The following is a 19,743-nucleotide window of genomic DNA, read 5'->3' as shown; positions in this document are numbered from 1 at the left end:
CATCTTTTGAGAGGAGCGTCACCGTGCGCCCCACCGATGCGAGCGCCGACACCGCGACAGTCCTCGGCTGCACTCCGGGCTCCGGTATCGGCCGGAGTTCCGGCACGGACGCCGAGGACACCCTCGACCTTCGCCTGCCCGAGGAGTTCCTCGCCCTCTGCGCTGAGGCGGACGCGGCCGACCGCGACGAACTCCTCGGCCGTGTCGGTGACTGGGGGCGGATCCGTACCCCCGTGGGTGTCTTCCACCTCGTCCCTGTCCTTTGCGAGCGAGACCTCCCCCTCATCAGCGGTTGGATGAACGACCCTGCGGTCGCGGAATTCTGGGAGCTGGCCGGCCCCCGGACGCTCACCGAGAACCACCTGCGCGCCCAACTCGCCGGCGACGGACGCAGCGTCCCGTGTCTCGGTGTGCTGGACGGCACCCCGATGAGCTACTGGGAGATCTACCGGGCGGACCTCGACCCCCTGGCTCGCCACTACCCCGCGCGACCGCACGACACCGGTATCCACCTGCTCATCGGTGACGTCGCCGACCGAGGACGAGGGGTGGGCAGCACTCTCGTCCGGACCGTAGCCGACCTCGTACTCGACAAGCGCCCCGCCTGCGCCCGCGTCGTCGCCGAACCGGACATTGGCAACACCCCCTCCGTAGCCGCCTTCCTGAGCGCCGGTTTCCGGTTCTCCGCCGAGGTGGACCTGCCGGCCAAGCGGGCCGCACTCATGCTCCGAGACCGTTCCGTGCGCGATCTGCTTTAGCGCCGTGTGGTTGCGCCATCACTTTTGGTACACCGCTCGGACCGATCCGGTTCCACCTCAACCGAACCGATCTGGTTCCACCTCAACCCAACCGACCCTGTTCCTCCTCAGCCAAACCAATCCGCGTCTGATCCACCCCGATCTCTGTCCGGTCCACCCCGATCCCCGTCCGCTCCGACCTGATCTCCATCCGCCCCCACCCGAACGAAACCAGTCCCCACCGGAACCAAATCCGTCCCCGTCCGAAAGCTCACCGGTCCTGCCCCAGCCCCTCCCTCAGCCTTGATCGCCCGGTTGTCAGTCCCGCCCCGTAGGGTTGGTCGCGCTATGACGAAGCCCTCACTCCCCGAACTCCTGCATGCTGCCGTCACTGCCGTCGGCGGTTCGGAGCGCCCCGGCCAGGTGACCATGGCCGAAGCCGTCGCGGAGGCGATCGACGACGGCTCCCATCTGCTGGTCCAGGCCGGCACCGGTACCGGAAAGTCACTCGGCTACCTGGTGCCCGCGCTCGCGCACGGGGAGCGTGTGGTCGTCGCGACCGCCACCCTCGCGCTCCAGCGCCAGCTGGTGGAGCGCGACCTGCCGCGCACGGTCGACGCACTACATCCCCTGCTGCGCCGCCGCCCCCAGTTCGCGATGCTCAAGGGCAGGTCGAACTACCTGTGCCTGCACCGCCTCCACGAGGGCGTGCCGCAGGACGAGGAGGAGGGCCTCTTCGACCAGTTCGAGGCGGCGGCCCCCACCAGCAAGCTGGGCCAGGACCTGCTGCGGCTGCGTGACTGGACGGACGGGACCGAGACCGGCGATCGCGACGACCTCACGCCCGGCGTCTCTGATCGCGCCTGGGCGCAGGTGTCGGTGTCCTCCCGGGAGTGCCTGGGCGCCCAGAAGTGCGCCTACGGAGCGGAGTGTTTCGCCGAGGCGGCCCGTGAGCGCGCCAAGCTCGCCGACGTCGTCGTCACGAACCACGCGCTGCTCGCGATCGACGCGATCGAGGGCGCCCCCGTCCTCCCGCAGCACGAGGTGCTGATTGTCGACGAGGCCCATGAACTGGTCTCGCGGGTCACCGGAGTTGCCACCGGCGAGCTCACCCCGGGCCAGGTCAACCGAGCGGTGCGCCGGGCCGCGAAGCTGGTCAACGAGAAGGCCGCCGACCAGCTCCAGACCGCCGCCGAGGGCTTCGAGCGGCTCATGGAGCTCGCGCTGCCGGGCCGCCTGGAGGAGATCCCGGAGGACCTCGGATACGCGCTCATGGCACTGCGCGACGCCTGCCGTACGGTGATCTCCGGGATCGGTGCCACCCGCGACAAGTCCGTGCAGGACGAGGACGCGGTCCGCAAGCAGGCACTGGCCTCCGTGGAGTCCGTGCACGACGTGGCGGAGCGGATCAGCAACGGCTCCGAGTGGGACGTCGTCTGGTACGAACGCCACGACCGCTTCGGCGCCTCCCTGCGCGTCGCCCCGATGTCCGTGTCCGGCCTGCTCCGGGAGAAGCTCTTCGCGGACCGCTCGGTCACCCTGACCTCCGCGACGCTGAAGCTCGGCGGCGACTTCAACGGCGTAGGAGCGTCCCTGGGGCTCGCCCCCGAGGGCACGGCGGGCGACGACCTCCCGCAGTGGAAGGGCGTCGACGTGGGCTCGCCGTTCGACTATCCGAAGCAGGGCATCCTGTACGTCGCCAAGCACCTCTCGCGCCCCGCGCGGGACGGCGATCGCGCCGACATGCTGGACGAGTTGACCGAGTTGATCCAGGCGGCGGGCGGTCGCACCCTGGGCCTCTTCTCCTCGATGCGGGGTGCCCAACTCGCCGCCGAAGAACTGCGCTCCCGCATCCCCGAGTACCCGATCCTGCTCCAGGGCGAGGAGACGCTCGGCGAGCTGATCAAGAACTTCGCGGCCGACCCGAAGACCTGTCTCTTCGGCACGCTGTCGCTCTGGCAGGGCGTCGATGTCCCGGGCCCCAGCTGCCAGTTGGTCGTCATGGACAAGATCCCGTTCCCGCGTCCGGACGACCCGCTGATGAGCGCCCGCCAGAAGGCGGTCGAGGACGCGGGGGGCAACGGCTTCATGGCGGTGGCCGCGACACACGCGGCGCTCCTCATGGCCCAGGGCGCCGGCCGTCTCGTCCGGGCGTCTGGAGACCGGGGTGTGGTCGCCGTACTGGATCAGCGGCTGGCGACCGCCCGCTATGGCAGCTATCTCAAGGCTTCACTGCCCGACTTCTGGTACACCACGGACCGTAACCAGGCCCGGAGGTCGCTGGCGGCGATCGACGCGAAGGCGAAGCAGGCGGAGGCGGAAGCGGAGACGGAGTGACCGGCGGGTGCCCTGGTGTCTCAGGGCACCCGCCGATCGACAGCGGCTCCCGCCGGACCCGGGACAGCACAGGACCCCGGAACCGGCGCAGGGGTCCCGGGGTCCGGTCAGGGGGCCGGGCCGATACGGCCCCGCCCGCTGCGGGCGTCAGATGCGCCGCAGCACCGCCACCACCTTGCCGAGGATCGTCGCGTCGTCGCCGGGGATCGGCTCGTACGCGGAGTTGTGCGGGAGGAGCCAGACATGGCCGTCCTCGCGCTTGAAACGCTTGACGGTGGCCTCGCCCTCCAGCATGGCGGCCACGATGTCGCCGTTCTCCGCGACCGGTTGGCGGCGTACGGTGACCCAGTCGCCGTCGCAGATCGCCGCCTCGATCATCGAGTCACCGACGACCTTGAGGACGAACAGCTCACCGTCACCGACCAGTTGGCGGGGGAGGGGGAAGACGTCCTCGACCGACTCCTCGGCGAGGATCGGGCCACCGGCGGCGATCCGGCCCACCAGCGGGACGTACGACGCGGCCGGCTTGCCCGCGGTGTCCGTGGGCTGCACCGACGAGGACTGGTCGGAGCCGCGGACCTCGTACGCGCGCGGGCGGTGCGGGTCGCGGCGCAGGAAGCCCTTGCGCTCCAGTGCCATCAGCTGGTGTGCGACCGAGGACGTGCTGGACAGGCCGACCGCCTGCCCGATCTCGCGCATCGACGGCGGGTAGCCCCGTCGTTGCACCGAGTCCCTGATGACCTCGATCACGCGGCGCTGCCGGTCCGTGAGCCCCGAGCTGTCCGCCCGGATGCCGGGAGGTCGGCCCGGCAGGGAGCGCTTGTGTCCCTCGGCATTCGCGGCTTCGTTCATTGCATGCACCGGCTCGAGTCGGCCCTGGGAGCGATCCTGGGCAGTGATGGTGGCACTGTCTGCGGTGGTGGTCACGTCGGCCCCTCTCGATGTTCTCCCTGCTGGACAACGGTAGTTGCTTTCGAAAGGTTGCGCCAAACACACGTTCGAGTGAAAAAACGCGGATAGCCTGCCGCGATCATGTGTCTGGGTGTATGGCCGACGTGTCACCTGGCCGACAAAGGGCCCGTTGTCGGACTCTTCGCCGCCCGGTTGGTGACCTGCGGGTTGTTGCCCCAGTCTGCCACCCGGTGTCCCGCCGGCCGGGGGCCGGTCCGGGTCTGTGCGGGAGCCCCACGTCTTCTCCGTGCCGCGCTCACGGTATCTCCGTAAGTGCCCTGGCGGTACGGGTGTGCGCCAGCGTGTTCCGGGCGACGGTATGGCCGTATGGCACATGCCAATACGGGCGCGACACGCGCGTGCGGCGTGTTTGTGTAAGCCAATCACCACATCTAGTGGTTGGATTGCGGCAGCAGCCCAGAAGTTGTGGTCCCCCGGGTCTCCATCGTCTCGGCCATCGCCTATGCTTGGGGCTGCTTCGAGAGGCCCAAGGGGTCTTACGAGGCTATTGAGTCTGCTGTGAGGGAGGGTTGGAGATCATGCACTGCCCCTTCTGCAGGCACCCCGACAGCCGTGTTGTCGACAGCCGTACGACGGACGACGGCACGTCGATCCGCCGGCGCCGCCAGTGCCCTGACTGCTCCCGTCGTTTCACGACCGTGGAGACGTGCTCGCTCATGGTGGTCAAGCGGTCCGGAGTCACCGAGCCTTTCAGCCGTACCAAGGTCATCAACGGTGTGCGCAAGGCATGCCAGGGACGGCCTGTCACCGAGGACGCACTCGCCCAGCTCGGCCAGCGGGTCGAAGAGGCGGTGCGCGCCACCGGAAGCGCCGAACTGACCACCCATGACGTCGGGCTGGCCATACTCGGCCCGTTGCAGGAACTCGACCTCGTCGCCTATCTGCGATTCGCCTCCGTCTACCGGGCGTTCGACTCGTTGGACGATTTCGAGGCCGCGATCGTGGAACTGAGGGAAGCGACGCCAGGCCCCGCCGCGGACGACGAAGACGCGGGATCGGGGAGCCAGGAAGACGACGGCGGGCCCGGAGGGACTGTTCAGGTCCCGGTGCCCGCCCACTCCGCCGACTGACCGGCGGGCCGGAACCGGGCACAGACCCCGGATCCGGCCGGACGGCGGCGGACCAGGACTTGTCGCGGAGCCATGAGCGTGTGGGCTGCCGTGACACCAGACAAACACTCTGCCACGGGAACATCGTGGCATTTCAGGGCGTTTTTGCCTGTACAGGGAGGCGGCATGACAGAGACGGCGAGCGGTCCGGCACGAGGTTCCCGCGCGAAGGGCACCAAGGTCACCAAGGGACTGCGCATCGAGCGTATTCACACCACCCCCGGCGTGCATCCGTACGACGAGGTGGAGTGGGAGCGTCGTGACGTCGTCATGACCAACTGGCGCGACGGCTCGGTCAATTTCGAGCAGCGTGGCGTCGAGTTCCCCGCCGAATGGGCGGTGAACGCGGTCAACATCGTCACCAGCAAGTACTTCCGCGGTGCCGTGGGCACCCCGCAGCGCGAGGTGAGCCTCAAGCAGCTCATCGACCGCATCGTGAAGACGTACCGGAAGGCCGGCGAGGACTACAAGTACTTCGCCTCGCCCGCCGACGCCGAGATCTTCGAGCACGAGCTGGCGTACGCCCTCCTGCACCAGGTCTTCAGCTTCAACAGCCCCGTGTGGTTCAACGTCGGGACCCCGCAGCCCCAGCAGGTCTCGGCCTGCTTCATCCTGGCCGTCGACGACTCCATGGAGTCGATCCTCGACTGGTACAAGGAAGAGGGCATGATCTTCAAGGGCGGTTCCGGCGCCGGCCTGAACCTGTCCCGCATCCGCTCCTCCAAGGAACTGCTCTCCTCCGGCGGCAACGCCTCGGGACCGGTCTCCTTCATGCGCGGTGCCGACGCCTCCGCGGGCACCATCAAGTCCGGTGGCGCCACCCGCCGCGCGGCCAAGATGGTCATCCTGGACGTCGACCACCCCGACATCGAGGACTTCATCCAGACCAAGGTCAAGGAAGAGGAGAAGATCCGCGCCCTGCGCGACGCGGGCTTCGACATGGACCTGGGCGGCGACGACATCACGTCGGTGCAGTACCAGAACGCCAACAACTCGGTCCGCGTGAACGACACGTTCATGAAGGCCGTCGAGAACGGCGACAAGTTCGGCCTGACGTCCCGCATGACCGGCGAGGTCATCGAGGAGGTCGACGCCAAGCAGCTGTTCCGCAAGATGGCCGAGGCGGCCTGGGCCTGTGCCGACCCGGGCATCCAGTACGACGACACCATCAACCAGTGGCACACGTGCCCGGAGTCCGGCCGTATCAACGGCTCGAACCCGTGCAGCGAGTACATGCACCTGGACAACACGTCCTGCAACCTCGCCTCGCTGAACCTGATGAAGTTCCTCAAGGACGACGGCAAGGGCAACCAGTCCTTCGAGGTCGAGCGCTTCGCCAAGGTCGTCGAGCTCGTCATCACCGCGATGGACATCTCCATCTGCTTCGCGGACTTCCCGACGCAGAAGATCGGCGAGAACACGCGCGCGTTCCGCCAGCTCGGCATCGGCTACGCCAACCTCGGCGCCCTGCTGATGGCGACCGGCCACGCGTACGACTCCGACGGCGGCCGTGCCCTCGCCGGTGCCATCACCTCCCTGATGACCGGCACGTCGTACAAGCGCTCCGCCGAACTCGCCGCGGTCGTCGGCCCGTACGACGGCTACGCCCGTAACGAGCAGCCGCACCTGCGCGTCATGAAGCAGCACGCCGACGCCAACACCACGGCCCCGCGCGTGGACGACCTGGACACGCCGATCTGGGCCGCCGCCACGGAGGCCTGGCAGGACACACTGCGCCTCGGCGAGAAGAACGGTTTCCGTAACTCGCAGGCGTCCGTCATCGCCCCGACCGGCACCATCGGTCTCGCGATGTCCTGCGACACCACCGGACTTGAGCCCGACCTCGCCCTGGTCAAGTTCAAGAAGCTGGTCGGCGGCGGCTCGATGCAGATCGTCAACGGCACCGTCCCGCAGGCCCTGCGCCGCCTGGGCTACCAGGAGGAGCAGATCGAGGCGATCGTCGCCCACATCGCCGACAACGGCAACGTGATCGACGCCCCGGGCCTCAAGACCGAGCACTACGAGGTGTTCGACTGCGCCATGGGCGAGCGTTCCATCTCCGCGATGGGCCACGTCCGCATGATGGCCGCCATCCAGCCCTGGATCTCCGGCGCGCTCTCCAAGACGGTCAACCTGCCGGAGACGGCGACCGTCGAGGACGTCGAGGAGGTCTACTTCGAGGCCTGGAAGATGGGCGTCAAGGCGCTCGCGATCTACCGCGACAACTGCAAGGTCGGCCAGCCCCTCTCCGCGAAGACCAAGGAGAAGGAGAAGGCCGAGGTCACCGCCAAGGCCGAGGACACCATCCGCACCGCGGTCGAGAAGGTCGTCGAGTACCGCCCCGTCCGCAAGCGTCTTCCCAAGGGCCGCCCGGGCATCACGACCTCCTTCACGGTCGGCGGCGCCGAGGGCTACATGACCGCCAACTCCTACCCGGACGACGGTCTCGGCGAGGTCTTCCTGAAGATGTCCAAGCAGGGCTCCACCCTCGCGGGCATGATGGACGCCTTCTCGATCGCCGTCTCCGTGGGCCTTCAGTACGGCGTCCCTCTGGAGACGTACGTCTCGAAGTTCACCAACATGCGCTTCGAGCCGGCCGGCATGACGGACGACCCGGACGTGCGGATGGCGCAGTCGATCGTCGACTACATCTTCCGCCGCCTGGCGCTCGACTTCCTGCCCTTCGAGACGCGTTCCGCGCTCGGCATCCACTCCGCCGAGGAGCGTCAGCGTCACCTGGAGACCGGTTCGTACGAGCCGACCGAGGACGAGGTCGACGTCGAGGGCCTGGCCCAGTCGGCGCCGCGCGCCCAGGAGTTGAAGGCCGTGGCCACCCCGAAGGCCGTCACCGAGGCGGCCAAGCCCGCCCCGCAGCAGGCGCACACCAGCGCCGAACTGGTGGAGATGCAACTGGGCATCCAGGCGGACGCCCCGCTCTGCTTCTCCTGCGGTACGAAGATGCAGCGGGCCGGTTCCTGCTACATCTGCGAGGGGTGCGGGTCGACGAGCGGGTGCAGCTGAACCAGGGCAGCTGCTTGAAGTGAAGTAGCTGGTCAGGGCGGCGGAGTCGGAATTCGGGCTTCGCCGCCCTCGGCGTTTCCCGCCCCGGGAAGAATCCGGGTTCCCAGCAGAACGATCAGCAGTTAATCTCCCTCAGCGCGCATAGCGTGCGCACAGGGGAGGGTGGGGGACATGGCCGACGATTTCGTCGAGCCCGAAAAGGGTATGCGGGCGGGGGCCCAGGCAGTCGCGGCGATCGTGGTGGTCGGCGGTGTCGTGGGTGGTCTGTGGGGGCTCGGGGGAGTCCTGCCGAAGACGACACAGGACACCAAGCCGGCGACCTGCTCGGCGAGTACGGACAAGAGCCTGCCGGCGAAGTACGTCTCGCCGACAGCGCTCTGCACCGCGCTGAACCGCGCGGACCTTCCGGTGCTCCTGGGGACTCCGGACGAACACGCGGTGTCCGCCTCGGGCAGCGCGGGCTGGATGACGCTGGCCGGCGGCACCAAGATCGCCAGCCCCGAGGCGGACGTAGACCTCAGGACGTACTCCGTGCGGCTGTCGGCGTCCTACGACGACATTCCCGTCGCCCAGGCGGCCCGCTACGTGGACTCCACCTCGCAGGTGAAGCAGGTCCTGGGACACCCGGCGGTCCTCTACTCCGACCGGACCGTCGCCATCAGCTTCAGCCTCGGCGGCGGCAAGGCCAGCACGGGCCCCGGAGGCATCGCCCGCAGCCTGCTGGTCTCCACGAGCGCGAAGGACGGCGGCGACTCCTTCGAGATATCCATCTGGCGGCAGGACGACGTGCCGCCAGACGACGAGGCGCTGTTCCGTATCGCGGAGGAGGTGCTGCCGACGGTCCCGGGCTGGACCGCCGGCTGACGAGCTGCCCGAGGGCAGGGCTCAGGACTGCTGTGCCCTGCCCATCGTCCTGGTGAAGGTCGCCGGGTCGTCGTCGAAGCCCTGGATGCCGGGATGGAAGTCCCAGCTTCCGGACTCGTCGCGCGTGAACTCCCCGACCGTCGCCGCCGTCGCACCGAGGACGTCGCCGAAGTCCACCTGGGTGAGGACGGAGTAGCCCTCCCGGATACGCAGCTTCGGATTGAGGACGTTCACGAACGTGCGGTGGGCCACCCGCTGCTGGATGACGACACCGACCACCACGCGCGCGTACCGCTCGGCGAGCCGGTCGAGTTCCAGCGTCATGACCTCGTCCCAGCCGAAGCCCTTGCCGTCCTTGCTGTCGCGGTTGAGATAGATGGTGCCGTCGGGGGACCGGCTGTCGAAGTACACCGCGTACGCGGGAGTGCCGTAGAGATCACTCGTCACATACGTGGTGGCGACGATGTCCAGATCGACAGGCGGTTGCCCGGTGGGACTCGGATCCCACTGGAGACCGACTTCCGCCTTGCGGATCCCCTTGTTGAGGCCGTTCACCACAGTTCCCCTTCCCCGTGCGCCTCGATCGCGCGCCCCAACTGCCGGGCGATCAGCGTTCGTTGTCCATCGTGCCACGCGCGCGGGGGCGTATGCGCGGACGATCTCCGCCGGAGCGTGACCGGCGCCACGCTCCAGGGCCGTACGATGGCGCGGTGCTGGTCAAGTGGATTCGCTGCACCGTGATGGACCGCCGCGGCTTCGAGCGCGGGCAGCGAAAGTGGGCGGGGCTTCTGGGGGAGCCGGGATTTCGGGGACAGGGGGGAGGCTGGAGCAGAGCGCGGCCAGGAGTGGCACACATTTTCGCGTTCTGGGAAAGCCGTGCCTTCTACGACTCCTTCATGGCCCGATCCCACGACCGGCTGGCGTCGGCTCAGATGGGCACGTTCAAGGACGCGCAGGTCAAGCTGTTCGACCATCGTTTTGACGTGAAGACCGGCTTCGAGCCGCGCTTCACCGACGCCGATCTGGTGCGGGTGGCCCTGTGCCGTGTCCACGAGGAGCGCGCCGAGCACTTCACGCTGATGCAGGAGAAGGTGTGGAACCCCGCGATGGCCGGCTCCCCGGGCATGCTCCGCGGGCTGTTCGGCGAGGCCCCGGGACACGAGTTCATGGTGCTCTCGATGTGGCACTCGGCCGCCGAACACGGCAAATACCGCACCGAGCGGGTGGAACGGCTCGCCCTGAGGGCCCAGATCGAGGCGGACGTGGCGTCCCTCACGGGGGACATCGTGGAGCTGGAACCGAGCTGGACGGTTTGAATTCCGAACTGACTGGAATGCCATCAGTCGAACCGACAGGGGTCCCGTCACCGACGTCCCGGTGTGTGAATCGTGCGCCCCTATGTGGCCCATCGGGCAGAATTCGTGTGACCTACGCCGTATGGAGCCCGTACGAGTGCTCGATATGCCACCACTGGATCTAGGGTTTTGGCATGGCACGACCACGGCGCATCGTCCTTGTCCGGCACGGCGAGTCAACGGGCAATGTTGATGACACCGTGTACGAGCGTGAACCCGACCATGCCCTGGCGCTGACCGACCAGGGATGGCGTCAGGCCGAGGAGACCGGCAAGCGGCTGCGGGAGGTGTTCGGCCGCGAGCGCATCAGCGTGTACGTCTCCCCTTACCGCCGCACTCACGAGACCTTCCGCGCCTTCCACCTCGACCCCGACCTCGTACGCGTACGCGAGGAGCCCCGGCTCCGCGAACAGGACTGGGGGAACTGGCAGGACCGGGACGACGTACGCCTCCAGAAGGCGTACCGGGACGCCTACGGGCACTTCTTCTACCGCTTCGCCCAGGGCGAGTCCGGCGCCGACGTCTACGACCGGGTCGGTGGCTTCTTGGAGAGCCTGTACCGCAGCTTCGAGGCCCCGGACCACCCGCCGAACGTGCTCCTGGTGACGCACGGCCTGGCGATGCGGCTCTTCTGCATGCGCTGGTTCCACTGGACGGTCGCCGAGTTCGAGTCGCTCTCCAATCCGGGGAACGCCGAGATGCGGATGCTCGTTCTGGGGGACGACGGCCGGTACGCGCTGGACAGGCCGTTCGACAGCTGGCGGGATCCGGAGCCGTACGGGATCAGTGGGTAGGCTGACGGACCGATGACAGCCGACTCCTATTCGAACTCTTCCGACTCCTCCAACCCTTCCAACCCTTCCGATTCCCCTGACTCTCCCGGCGGACGCCTGGGCCGCGCCCTGGCCAGCCTGCGCGGACTCGCCGTGGGCGACGCGCTGGGCTCCCAGTTCTTCGTCCCCGTGAACTACCCGCTCCTCAAGCGCCGTGAGCTGCCCCCGGAGCCCTGGCAGTGGACGGACGACACAGAGATGGCCTGCTCCGTGGTCGCGGTCCTCGCCGCCCACCACCGCGTCGACCAGGACGCCCTGGCCCACTCCTTCGCCCAGCACCACGACTTCGACCGCGGCTACGGCCCCGCCGTCAACCGGTTGCTGCGCCTCGTGCGTGAAGGCGGCGACTGGCGCGAGCTGTCCGCCGCGCTCTTCAACGGACAGGGCTCGTGGGGCAACGGCGCGGCGATGCGGATCGCACCCCTGGGCGCCTGGTACGCGGACGACCCCGAGCAGGCGACCCACCAGGCCGAGATCTCGGCGTACCCCACGCACCAGCACCGTGAGGGCGTCGTCGGCGCCATGGCCGTCGCCGCGGCAGCCGCACTGGCCGCAGCCCCCGGTGGGCCGCCCAGCGCCGAGGCGCTCCTCGACGGCGTCATCGCCCTCGTTCCGAGGAGCGCGGTCGGCACGGGACTGCGGCGCGCCCGCGACATGCTCGACTACGCCGATGCCGACACGGTCGCCGCGGTACTGGGCTGCGGACGTCGTACGACAGCGCACGACACGGTCCCCTTCGCGCTCTGGTCGGCCGCTCGCGGCCTCGGCGACTACGCGCGGGCGTTCTGGACCACCGCGCAGGTCGGTGGCGACGTGGACACCACCTGCGCCATCGTGGGCGGCGTGATCGCCGGAGGGAAGGCCGGGACGCCGCCCGCCGAGTGGGTGGAGCGGACGGAGGCGCTGCCGGGCTGGGCACCGACGGCCGTCTGACGCCTCCGACTTCCCTCCCGGCAGCGCCACCCGCACTCGACGAAACTCTCTGTGCCCGACGGGAACTCTGCGTGACCGCCCGGCCGTTGTCCCGGCAGTCGCTGTGTGACACATGGGTCCACACAGGACAGGCAGGACACGACGGCTGTGGGGGTGGTCATGAGGTTTTGGCTCATCTGGATGCAGGTGCTGTTGACGGTCGGTCGGGCCCTGGCCGGGCCCGACCGGTCAGCCGATTCCCGGACCCGCCGTGCCCGCGAGGGCGTCGAGGTCGCTCTTGCGGACCCTGATCACCAACCAGGCGGTGATCAGGGCGAGTACGGCCATCGCGGCGGCAGGGATGAAGGCTGTCGAGATGCCGTGCGCGAGCACCTCGTGCCCCCAAGGCGCGGGCAGCTGATGAGACTTGGCGAACTCCTGTTTCTGCTCAGCCGATCCATTGGCCAGGAACTTCGGCAGCTGCTTCTTCGCCTCGTCCCTGCTGGCCGAGCCGAACACCGTGGTCAGGATGGACAGACCGAGCGAACCGCCCACCTGCTGCATGGCGTTGAGCAGCGCGGAGGCCGCACCCGCCTCGTGCGGGGCGACACCGGACACGGCGGTGATCGTCAGCGTCACGAAGTTCAGGCCCATGCCGAAGCCGAACACCAGCATGGGGCCGAGCACTCCGCCGACGTACGAGCTGTCCGAGCTGATGAGGGTCTGCCAGGCCAGCCCGATCACCGCGAGGGTGGAGCCGACGAGCATGAACGGCCGTGGTCCGAACCGCGGCAGGAACTGCTGGGACAGTCCCGCGCCGGCCGCGATCACGACCGTCACCGGCAGGAAGGCGAGACCCGCCTGGATCGGGCTGTACCCCAGCACGTTCTGCACGAAGAGCACGATGTAGAAGAACATGCCGAACATCGCGGCGGCCAGGCTCAGCATGATCACGTATGTGCCCGAGCGGTTGCGGTCGGCGAACATCCTGAGCGGGGTGATCGGTTCCTTGGCCCTGGACTCGATGATCACGAAGGCCACCAGCAGGACGGCCGCCGCGCCGAAGGACCCGATGGTCAGGGTGTCGCGCCACCCCTTGTCCGCCGCGCGGATGAAGCCGTAGACGAGGGATGCCATGCCCGCCGTCGAGGTCAGCGCGCCGGCGATGTCGAACCGGCCGGTGTGCCGTTCGGACTCGTTGATGTACAGCGGTGTGAGTACGGCGATCAGCAGACCGATCGGCACGTTGACGAAGAGCACCCAGCGCCAGTCGAGCCACTCTGTGAGCATGCCGCCCGCGAGCAGGCCGATCGCGCCGCCGCCCGCCGAGACCGCGGCGAAGACGCCGAATGCCCTGTTGCGTTCCGGGCCTTCGGGGAACGTGGTGGTGATGAGCGCCAGCGAGGTGGGCGACGCGATCGCGCCACCCACGCCCTGCAGGACGCGCGCGGCCAGCAACTGCCAGGGTTCCTGGGCGAGTCCGCCGAGCAGCGAGGCGAAGGTGAAGAGCAGGATGCCGGTGATGAACACCCGGCGCCGGCCGAGGATGTCGCCCGCCCTGCCGCCGAGAAGCAGCAGGCCGCCGAAGGTGAGCGTGTAGGCGCTGACGACCCAAGTGAGGTCGGTGGTGCTGAAACTGAGTGCGGCTTGAATGTGCGGGAGAGCGATGTTCACAATCGTCGCGTCGAGTACCACCATGAGTTGGCAGGCCGCGATGACCGCGAGCGCGATGCCGGGATGCCCCTCCCGGCGGGCCGCTCCTGGTTTTGGCTTCTGGGTCAACTGAGAGGTTGTCACTATGGGTCCCCCACAAGTGTGTTAGTGAACGCCCGCGTTCACTGCCGCGTCAACGGTAGTGAGTCCCCGACAGTGAACGCAAGCGTTCACTTAACTCGCCCGCGCATGACGTGTCCCCCGTCGCTGCCGCGCGACGTGTCCCCCATCCCCGGAATTCCCCATTCCACTGCTCGCTGGAGAGACTCAGATGGTTACTTCGGGCTGGACGGCCGCCCCCGCTCGGGCGACCTCCCTCCGCCGTCGCGGCGCCGTGCTCGAACGCGCGATCCTGGACGCCGCGCTGGAACAACTCAGCACGGTCGGCTGGAACGCCCTCACGATGGAGGGCGTCGCCGCCGGCGCCCAGACGGGCAAGGCCGCGGTCTACCGCCGCTGGTCCTCCAAGGAAGACCTCGTCGCGGACGCGTTGCAGGCCGGACTGCCGAGTCTGGAAGAACTGCCCGACCTCGGTGATGTGCGCGCGGATCTGCTGGCGCTGTGCACGCGGGCGCGCGACGCGATGTTCTCGCGCCCCGGATCCGCCCTCCGCTCGGTGATTCACGAATGCGACATGGCGCAGGCGGAGCGCTTCCACGGCGTGATCGTCGAAGGGGTCGTGGAACCGACGCTCCGACTGATCCGCGACGCCGTCGACCGCGGAATCGAGCGGGGTCAGGTTCGGCCCGACGCATCCAACAGTTATGTCTTCGACGCCATCCCGGCGATGATGATGTACAGGTCGAAGGTATGCGGCAGCGAATGGGGCGATCAGGAGATCGAGGAAATGCTCGACCAGTTGATGCTTCCGCTGCTCCGCCCGGGCGGTGCGTGAAGCCGGGCCGGGACGGTCTTGAGGGGGCCCGGGGAAGCCGGGGTGTCGCAGGTGGTCCCGGGCGGCGTACCCTGAGGTCGCCATGCCGTACGAACCACCTACTCACACCGTCGAGCGCTCACTCCGCGCCACGACCGGAGCCAAGGTCATTGCCGGCGTCGACGAGGTGGGGCGCGGCGCGTGGGCCGGCCCCGTCACCGTCTGCGCGGCGGTCACCGGACTGCGCCGACCCCCCGAAGGCCTCACCGACTCCAAGCTCATCGCGGTCAAGCGGCGTACCCAACTCGCCGAGGAACTCCGCAAGTGGGTCACGGCGCACGCCCTGGGACACTCCTCCCCGGAGGAGATCGACGACCTGGGGATGACGGCCGCGCTGCGGCTCGCCGCGGTACGTGCCCTTGAGGCCTTGCCGGTTCGCCCCGACGCGGTCATCCTCGACGGGAAGCACGATTACCTCGGGGCCCCTTGGCGGGTTCGTACGGTGATCAAGGGCGACCAGTCGTGCGTGGCGGTGGCCGCCGCTTCCGTGATCGCCAAGGTTCAGCGCGACAAAATGATGGCCGAACTGGGCATCGACCATGCAGACTTCGCTTTTGCGGCCAACGCCGGGTATCCGTCACCCGTGCACAAGGCCGCGCTGGAGGAGCGGGGCCCCACCCCGTACCACCGGTTGTCGTGGGCTTATCTTGATGCGCTGCCCCAGTGGCGGCACCTCAAGAAGGCCCGCAGTTGGGCGGAGGGAAACGTTCCGGAGATCGAGGGGCAGCTCGGCTTCGACTTCTGACCGTTCCGCTCGCACTCATGTGCCACCCGCCGACGCGAGCGGCGCCAACGTTTGATAAAAATCAGCTCATGCCTCTCATTCCCGAGGAGCCTCAGATTCACGAGAGTGCCCAGGGTCCCGTCGCCACTCCGGCCAGTGGCCGCGTCGCGCCGACCCCCCGTCCCGTACCAGGCCCCCGCCCCGCGGCGCCCTTGCGTCCCGGTCGCCCCGGCCCTCTGCGGCCCACGGCGCCGGCGCAACGCACGCCGCGCGACGTGGCCGCCGTCAAGCCCGGACCGTCCGGTCCGGCTGCCCCCGCCGCCTCCGGCACCGCTGTGGCGACCCCGCAGATCCAACTCGTCCCGGCCTCGGCCGAGGGTGCGCTGGACGCCGCCGAGGAAGCCGTCGACCTGCTCCTGGAGTCGGGCCGTACCCCCGGTGACGTGCTGGTGATCACCACCGGCGAACCGCACCCGTGGGCCGCCCATGAACTGTCCTTCGGCGAAGCGTCCTACTGGGCGCAGCACGACGCGCGCGACGACGTCTTCTACGCGGACGCCGCCGTCGCGGGCCGGGCGGCGTCCCGACCCGTCGTCGTGGTCGCCGTCAACGGAGGCCTCGACACCGTTGCCGCCACCGCACTGCCGCTGGCCCTCGGCCGGGCCGGCGCCCTGCTGATCGTCTGCGGCGACCCGCAGCAGATCAACTCGGTGCTCGGCGCGGGCGTCTGAGAGCCGTCTCCGGAACGTCCGGAAGGCTCTCGGGACCGACGGTGGCCACCTCGGGCGCCGTCGCGTCCAGTTGCGCACGGTAAGCGATTCGCCGTGCCCGGAAGACCGGGCGCGGTTGGCGAAGGGTGCCTTCCACCGGTGTTCCGTCCCGTGCGCGGTGACCCGGCCGGGCGGAAGTCTCCACGCGGGGCGGCCCGGCGTCGTACGGACTCTTCGGTAATGGTCTCGTACTGCCGTGCGGTCCGGGCGCGGAGCCCGGACCGGTTTCAGCGGGCCGCGGCGCGGCGCAGAACCTCCGAGGCGGCGCCGCCGGTGCGGGGCAGCAGAGGCGGTGCCTCGGACATGGCGAAAGGTTCCGGCGTCGAGTCCGCGCTCGGGCGCCGGCCGCCGCGCCCCTCGCCGAGCACCTGCCAGCCGTCACGGGTCAGCGTGATGTACGCCCCGCAGCGCAGCCCGTGCAGCGTGCAGGCGTCACGCAGACCCCACATCCACGCCCCGTCCTCCTCCGTCCAACGCGCGTCGCCCTCACGGCAGTAGAGCAGCACGGCGGTGCGCACCGGGGTGCGGCGGCGCAGGTCGTGCGGGATGACCCGCCGCAGCTGAGCGAGCAGCGCGTTGCGGAACATCCAGCCGTCGGCCGGGGCCGACCGGCGGACGAACGAGGCGCTCGCGAGCAGCCGCTCGTCCGGGTCGAGGACGGCCACGATCGCGGTCGCCGGTCTCGGGCGGTGCCGGGAGTGCAGCCCGCTGACGACCTCGCGGGGATTGCGCAGCAGGGGGATTCCGGCGGCGGCCCACTCGGAGGGTTCGAGCATACGGGCCAGAGGGTTGGCGGAAGCGGCGGACAGGTCGGCTGACGTCGACGTGGATGCCGCGGAGGACGGAGCGAATCCGAAGGTCACGGTCCTCCCTTCGGCTACGCGCCCACACTGCGGGCGAGGTCGGTTTCGGGGGAGCGCACACCGCAGCAGAGCCCTACCGGATCACGGACGAGCCGTGCGGGGAGCGGACTCCAATTCTTGCTGTCGAACTGGGATGCGGCAACGAGCAAATGGGGCCACAGCCCCTTATCTGATGGTCTGTGGCTTATATCCCTACCCAATGCGTCGTCCGACGACGCCTGGGACGTTCGGGCACGACACTTTCGTACGCCATTGAGGTGCGGAAGGTCCAGAGGGAGCAGGTGGGCCGGGGTGCGTGGGGCGCCCGGGACAGGCGCTCAGGACGGCCGGAAGCGTCTCTTCGCCGCGGCGGGGGATTGGGCCGTTGTCAGTGGCGTGAGGTTGCATGGGGGCATGAGCAACCAGGAGCTGCGTGCCGAAGCCGACGCCATCCTCGCCGAGCTGGTCGGCGATCCGAGCGGTACGGCGCGGCTGCGCGAGGACCAGTGGCAGGCGGTGGCCGCCCTCGTGGAGGAGCGCCGGCGCGCGCTGGTCGTGCAGCGCACCGGCTGGGGAAAGTCGGCGGTGTACTTCGTCGCCACCGCCCTGCTGCGCCGGCGCGGCTCCGGGCCCACGGTGATCATCTCGCCGCTGCTGGCCCTGATGCGCAACCAGGTCGAGTCGGCGGCACGGGCGGGCATCCGGGCGCACACGATCAACTCGGCCAACCCGGAGGAGTGGGACAGCATCTACGGAGAGGTCGAAAAGGGCGAGACCGACGTTCTCCTCGTCAGCCCGGAGCGGCTCAACTCCGTGGATTTCCGCGATCAGGTGCTGCCCAAACTGGCGGCCACGACCGGCCTGTTGGTGGTCGACGAGGCCCACTGCATCTCCGACTGGGGACACGACTTCCGCCCGGACTACCGCCGGTTGCGGGCGATGCTGGCCGAACTGCCCACAGGGGTCCCGGTGCTGGCCACCACGGCGACCGCCAACGCGCGCGTGACCGCCGACGTGGCCGAGCAGTTGGGCACCGGCGCCGGTGAGGCCCTGGTGCTGCGCGGCCCGCTGGAGCGGGAGAGCCTGCGGCTCGGGGTGGTCCAACTCCCGGACGCGGCACACCGCTTGGCCTGGCTCGCCGAGCACCTGGACGAGCTGCCGGGCTCGGGGATCATCTACACGCTCACCGTGGCCGCCGCCGAGGAGGCGACCGCCTTCCTGCGGCAGCGCGGCTTCAAGGTGGCCTCGTACACCGGGAAGACGGAGAACGCCGACCGGCTCCAGGCCGAGATCGACCTCCAGGAGAACCGGGTCAAGGCACTGGTCGCCACGTCGGCCCTGGGCATGGGCTACGACAAGCCGGACCTGGGCTTCGTGGTCCACCTCGGCTCGCCCTCCTCACCGATCGCGTACTACCAGCAGGTGGGCCGCGCGGGGCGCGGTGTGGCCCACGCCGACGTACTGCTCCTGCCGGGCAGGGAGGACGAGGCCATCTGGCGCTACTTCGCCGATACGGCCTTCCCGCCCGAGACACAGGTCCGCCAGACCCTCTCGGCCCTCGCCGACGCGGGACGGCCGCTGTCCGTACCGGCCCTGGAGACGGCCGTGGATCTCCGGCGCAGCCGTCTGGAGACGATGCTGAAGGTCCTGGACGTCGACGGAGCGGTCAAGCGCGTGAAGGGCGGCTGGGCGGCCACGGGAGCCGAGTGGGTGTACGACGCCGAGCGGTACACCTGGGTGGCCAAACAGCGAGCGGCCGAACAGCAGGCCATGCGCGACTACGTGAGTACGTCCCAGTGCCGGATGGAGTTCCTGCGCCAACAGCTGGACGACGAAGGGGCGGTGCCCTGCGGCCGTTGCGACAACTGCGCGGGCGCCTGGATCGACTCCTCCGTCTCGTCGGAGACGCTGACAGGGGCGACGAAGGAACTCGACCGCCCGGGCACGGAGATCGAGCCGCGCCGGATGTGGCCGACCGGGATGGCCGCACTGGGCGTCGACCTCAAGGGACGCATCCCCGCCAAGGACCAGTGCTCCACAGGACGTGCCCTGGGGCGCCTCTCGGACATCGGCTGGGGCAACAGGCTGCGCCCGCTGCTGGCCGAGAACGCACCTGACGGCCCGGTCCCCGACGACGTCCTGAAGGCCGCGGTGGCGGTCCTCGCCGACTGGGCGCGTTCTCCCGGGGGTTGGGCGCCGGACGTCACCGACCCCTCCGCCCGTCCCGTGGGAGTCGTGGCCGTACCGTCGCTGGCCCGTCCGCAACTGGTCGGGTCCCTAGCCCAGGGCATCGCGACCATCGGCCGCCTCCCCCTCCTGGGCGCCCTGACGCACACCGGCCCGGACGGCACGCACGCGGCCCGCCGCAGCAACTCCGCCCAACGCCTCAGGGCGTTGTCCGACGCCTTCGCCGTCTCCGAGGAACTGGCCGGCGCCCTGACCGCCCATCCCGGCCCCGTCCTGCTCGTGGACGACTACACCGACTCCGGCTGGACCCTGGCGGTCGCCGCACGGCTGCTCCGCCGCGCAGGCAGCGACCAGGTTCTTCCGCTGGTCCTTGCTGCGGCGGGCTGAGATTCCGTGGCCGGATCCGCCTTGCCGGGCGGCCGAGCGTTCGATT

General features: G+C 69.3%; 16 protein-coding genes. 12 read left to right on the top strand and 4 right to left on the bottom strand.

The annotated features are described in order from the left end of the window. The first annotated feature begins 23 nt into the window (after nucleotides 1–23). Together ACQHII_RS13760 and ACQHII_RS13755 are read left to right on the top strand one after the other, a co-directional pair. On the top strand, nucleotides 24–758 hold the full coding sequence (locus tag ACQHII_RS13760) for a GNAT family N-acetyltransferase (protein ID WP_427919586.1): 735 nt from the start codon (nucleotides 24–26) through the stop codon (nucleotides 756–758). A gap of 327 nt (nucleotides 759–1,085) precedes the next feature. Next, on the top strand, nucleotides 1,086–3,074 hold the full coding sequence (locus tag ACQHII_RS13755; RefSeq protein WP_427919585.1) for an ATP-dependent DNA helicase: 1,989 nt from the start codon (nucleotides 1,086–1,088) through the stop codon (nucleotides 3,072–3,074). Nucleotides 3,075–3,221: 147 nt separating this feature from the next. On the opposite strand, the gene lexA is transcribed toward ACQHII_RS13755, so the two are convergent. Continuing rightward, nucleotides 3,222–4,001, bottom strand: coding sequence for a transcriptional repressor LexA (gene lexA, locus ACQHII_RS13750; protein ID WP_427919584.1), 780 nt, complete (start codon nucleotides 3,999–4,001; stop codon nucleotides 3,222–3,224). 563 nt (nucleotides 4,002–4,564) lie between these two features. On the opposite strand from lexA, the gene nrdR reads away from it, so the two are divergent. The 3 genes from nrdR to ACQHII_RS13735 all read left to right on the top strand — a co-directional run bounded on the left by nrdR (nucleotide 4,565) and on the right by ACQHII_RS13735 (nucleotide 9,040). After that, nucleotides 4,565–5,116, top strand: coding sequence for a transcriptional regulator NrdR (gene nrdR / locus ACQHII_RS13745; protein ID WP_019072899.1), 552 nt, complete (start codon nucleotides 4,565–4,567; stop codon nucleotides 5,114–5,116). A gap of 165 nt (nucleotides 5,117–5,281) precedes the next feature. Then, nucleotides 5,282–8,176, top strand: a complete 2,895-nt coding sequence (locus ACQHII_RS13740) for a vitamin B12-dependent ribonucleotide reductase (protein ID WP_427919583.1) — start codon at nucleotides 5,282–5,284, stop codon at nucleotides 8,174–8,176. Nucleotides 8,177–8,347: 171 nt separating this feature from the next. Then, complete coding sequence (locus ACQHII_RS13735; protein ID WP_427919582.1) at nucleotides 8,348–9,040, top strand: DUF6215 domain-containing protein; 693 nt, start codon at nucleotides 8,348–8,350, stop codon at nucleotides 9,038–9,040. A 21-nt stretch (nucleotides 9,041–9,061) separates the two neighbouring features. Here the strand turns inward: ACQHII_RS13735 and ACQHII_RS13730 are convergent, their stop codons facing one another. Beyond that, nucleotides 9,062–9,595: a TerD family protein gene (locus ACQHII_RS13730; RefSeq protein ID WP_427919581.1), complete on the bottom strand. Its 534-nt coding sequence runs from the start codon at nucleotides 9,593–9,595 to the stop codon at nucleotides 9,062–9,064. Nucleotides 9,596–9,750: 155 nt separating this feature from the next. Between ACQHII_RS13730 and ACQHII_RS13725 the strand changes: the two genes are divergently transcribed. From ACQHII_RS13725 to ACQHII_RS13715, 3 genes are all read left to right on the top strand, one after another. Further along, nucleotides 9,751–10,356, top strand: a complete 606-nt coding sequence (locus ACQHII_RS13725; protein ID WP_427925301.1) for a YdbC family protein — start codon at nucleotides 9,751–9,753, stop codon at nucleotides 10,354–10,356. A gap of 173 nt (nucleotides 10,357–10,529) precedes the next feature. Further along, a complete protein-coding gene (locus ACQHII_RS13720) occupies nucleotides 10,530–11,189 on the top strand; it encodes a histidine phosphatase family protein (protein WP_026179190.1) in 660 nt (219 codons plus the stop codon). 12 nt (nucleotides 11,190–11,201) lie between these two features. Further along, nucleotides 11,202–12,161, top strand: a complete 960-nt coding sequence (locus ACQHII_RS13715; protein WP_427919580.1) for an ADP-ribosylglycohydrolase family protein — start codon at nucleotides 11,202–11,204, stop codon at nucleotides 12,159–12,161. Nucleotides 12,162–12,389: 228 nt separating this feature from the next. Here the strand turns inward: ACQHII_RS13715 and ACQHII_RS13710 are convergent, their stop codons facing one another. Then, nucleotides 12,390–13,937: an MFS transporter gene (locus ACQHII_RS13710; RefSeq protein ID WP_427919579.1), complete on the bottom strand. Its 1,548-nt coding sequence runs from the start codon at nucleotides 13,935–13,937 to the stop codon at nucleotides 12,390–12,392. 187 nt (nucleotides 13,938–14,124) lie between these two features. Between ACQHII_RS13710 and ACQHII_RS13705 the strand changes: the two genes are divergently transcribed. From ACQHII_RS13705 to ACQHII_RS13695, 3 genes are all read left to right on the top strand, one after another. Continuing rightward, the gene (locus ACQHII_RS13705; RefSeq protein ID WP_427919578.1) at nucleotides 14,125–14,748 is read left to right on the top strand and encodes a TetR/AcrR family transcriptional regulator; all 624 of its coding nucleotides are present in this window, start codon (nucleotides 14,125–14,127) and stop codon (nucleotides 14,746–14,748) included. An 82-nt stretch (nucleotides 14,749–14,830) separates the two neighbouring features. Then, nucleotides 14,831–15,532: a ribonuclease HII gene (locus ACQHII_RS13700; RefSeq protein WP_427919577.1), complete on the top strand. Its 702-nt coding sequence runs from the start codon at nucleotides 14,831–14,833 to the stop codon at nucleotides 15,530–15,532. Nucleotides 15,533–15,600: 68 nt separating this feature from the next. After that, nucleotides 15,601–16,242 carry a hypothetical protein gene (locus ACQHII_RS13695; protein ID WP_427919576.1) on the top strand — a complete coding sequence of 214 codons (642 nt, stop codon included), beginning with the start codon at nucleotides 15,601–15,603 and terminating at the stop codon, nucleotides 16,240–16,242. Between the two features lie 266 nt (nucleotides 16,243–16,508). On the opposite strand, the gene ACQHII_RS13690 is transcribed toward ACQHII_RS13695, so the two are convergent. Further along, nucleotides 16,509–17,144 (bottom strand): hypothetical protein, encoded by a 636-nt coding sequence (locus tag ACQHII_RS13690; protein WP_427919575.1) that lies wholly within the window; start codon nucleotides 17,142–17,144, stop codon nucleotides 16,509–16,511. Nucleotides 17,145–17,537: 393 nt separating this feature from the next. Here ACQHII_RS13690 and ACQHII_RS13685 point away from each other — a divergent pair, with 393 nt between their 5' ends. Beyond that, entirely contained in the window at nucleotides 17,538–19,697 is a 2,160-nt protein-coding gene (locus tag ACQHII_RS13685) for a RecQ family ATP-dependent DNA helicase (protein ID WP_427919574.1), read from the top strand. Nucleotides 19,698–19,743 lie beyond the last annotated feature (46 nt).

Origin of the sequence: Streptomyces sp. cg40 (assembly GCF_050320165.1) — a bacterium.
GTDB lineage: Bacteria > Actinomycetota > Actinomycetes > Streptomycetales > Streptomycetaceae > Streptomyces > Streptomyces hokutonensis.
The sequence above is the reverse complement of the archived record's forward strand: the minus strand, read 5'-3'. Positions and strand labels throughout refer to the sequence as shown.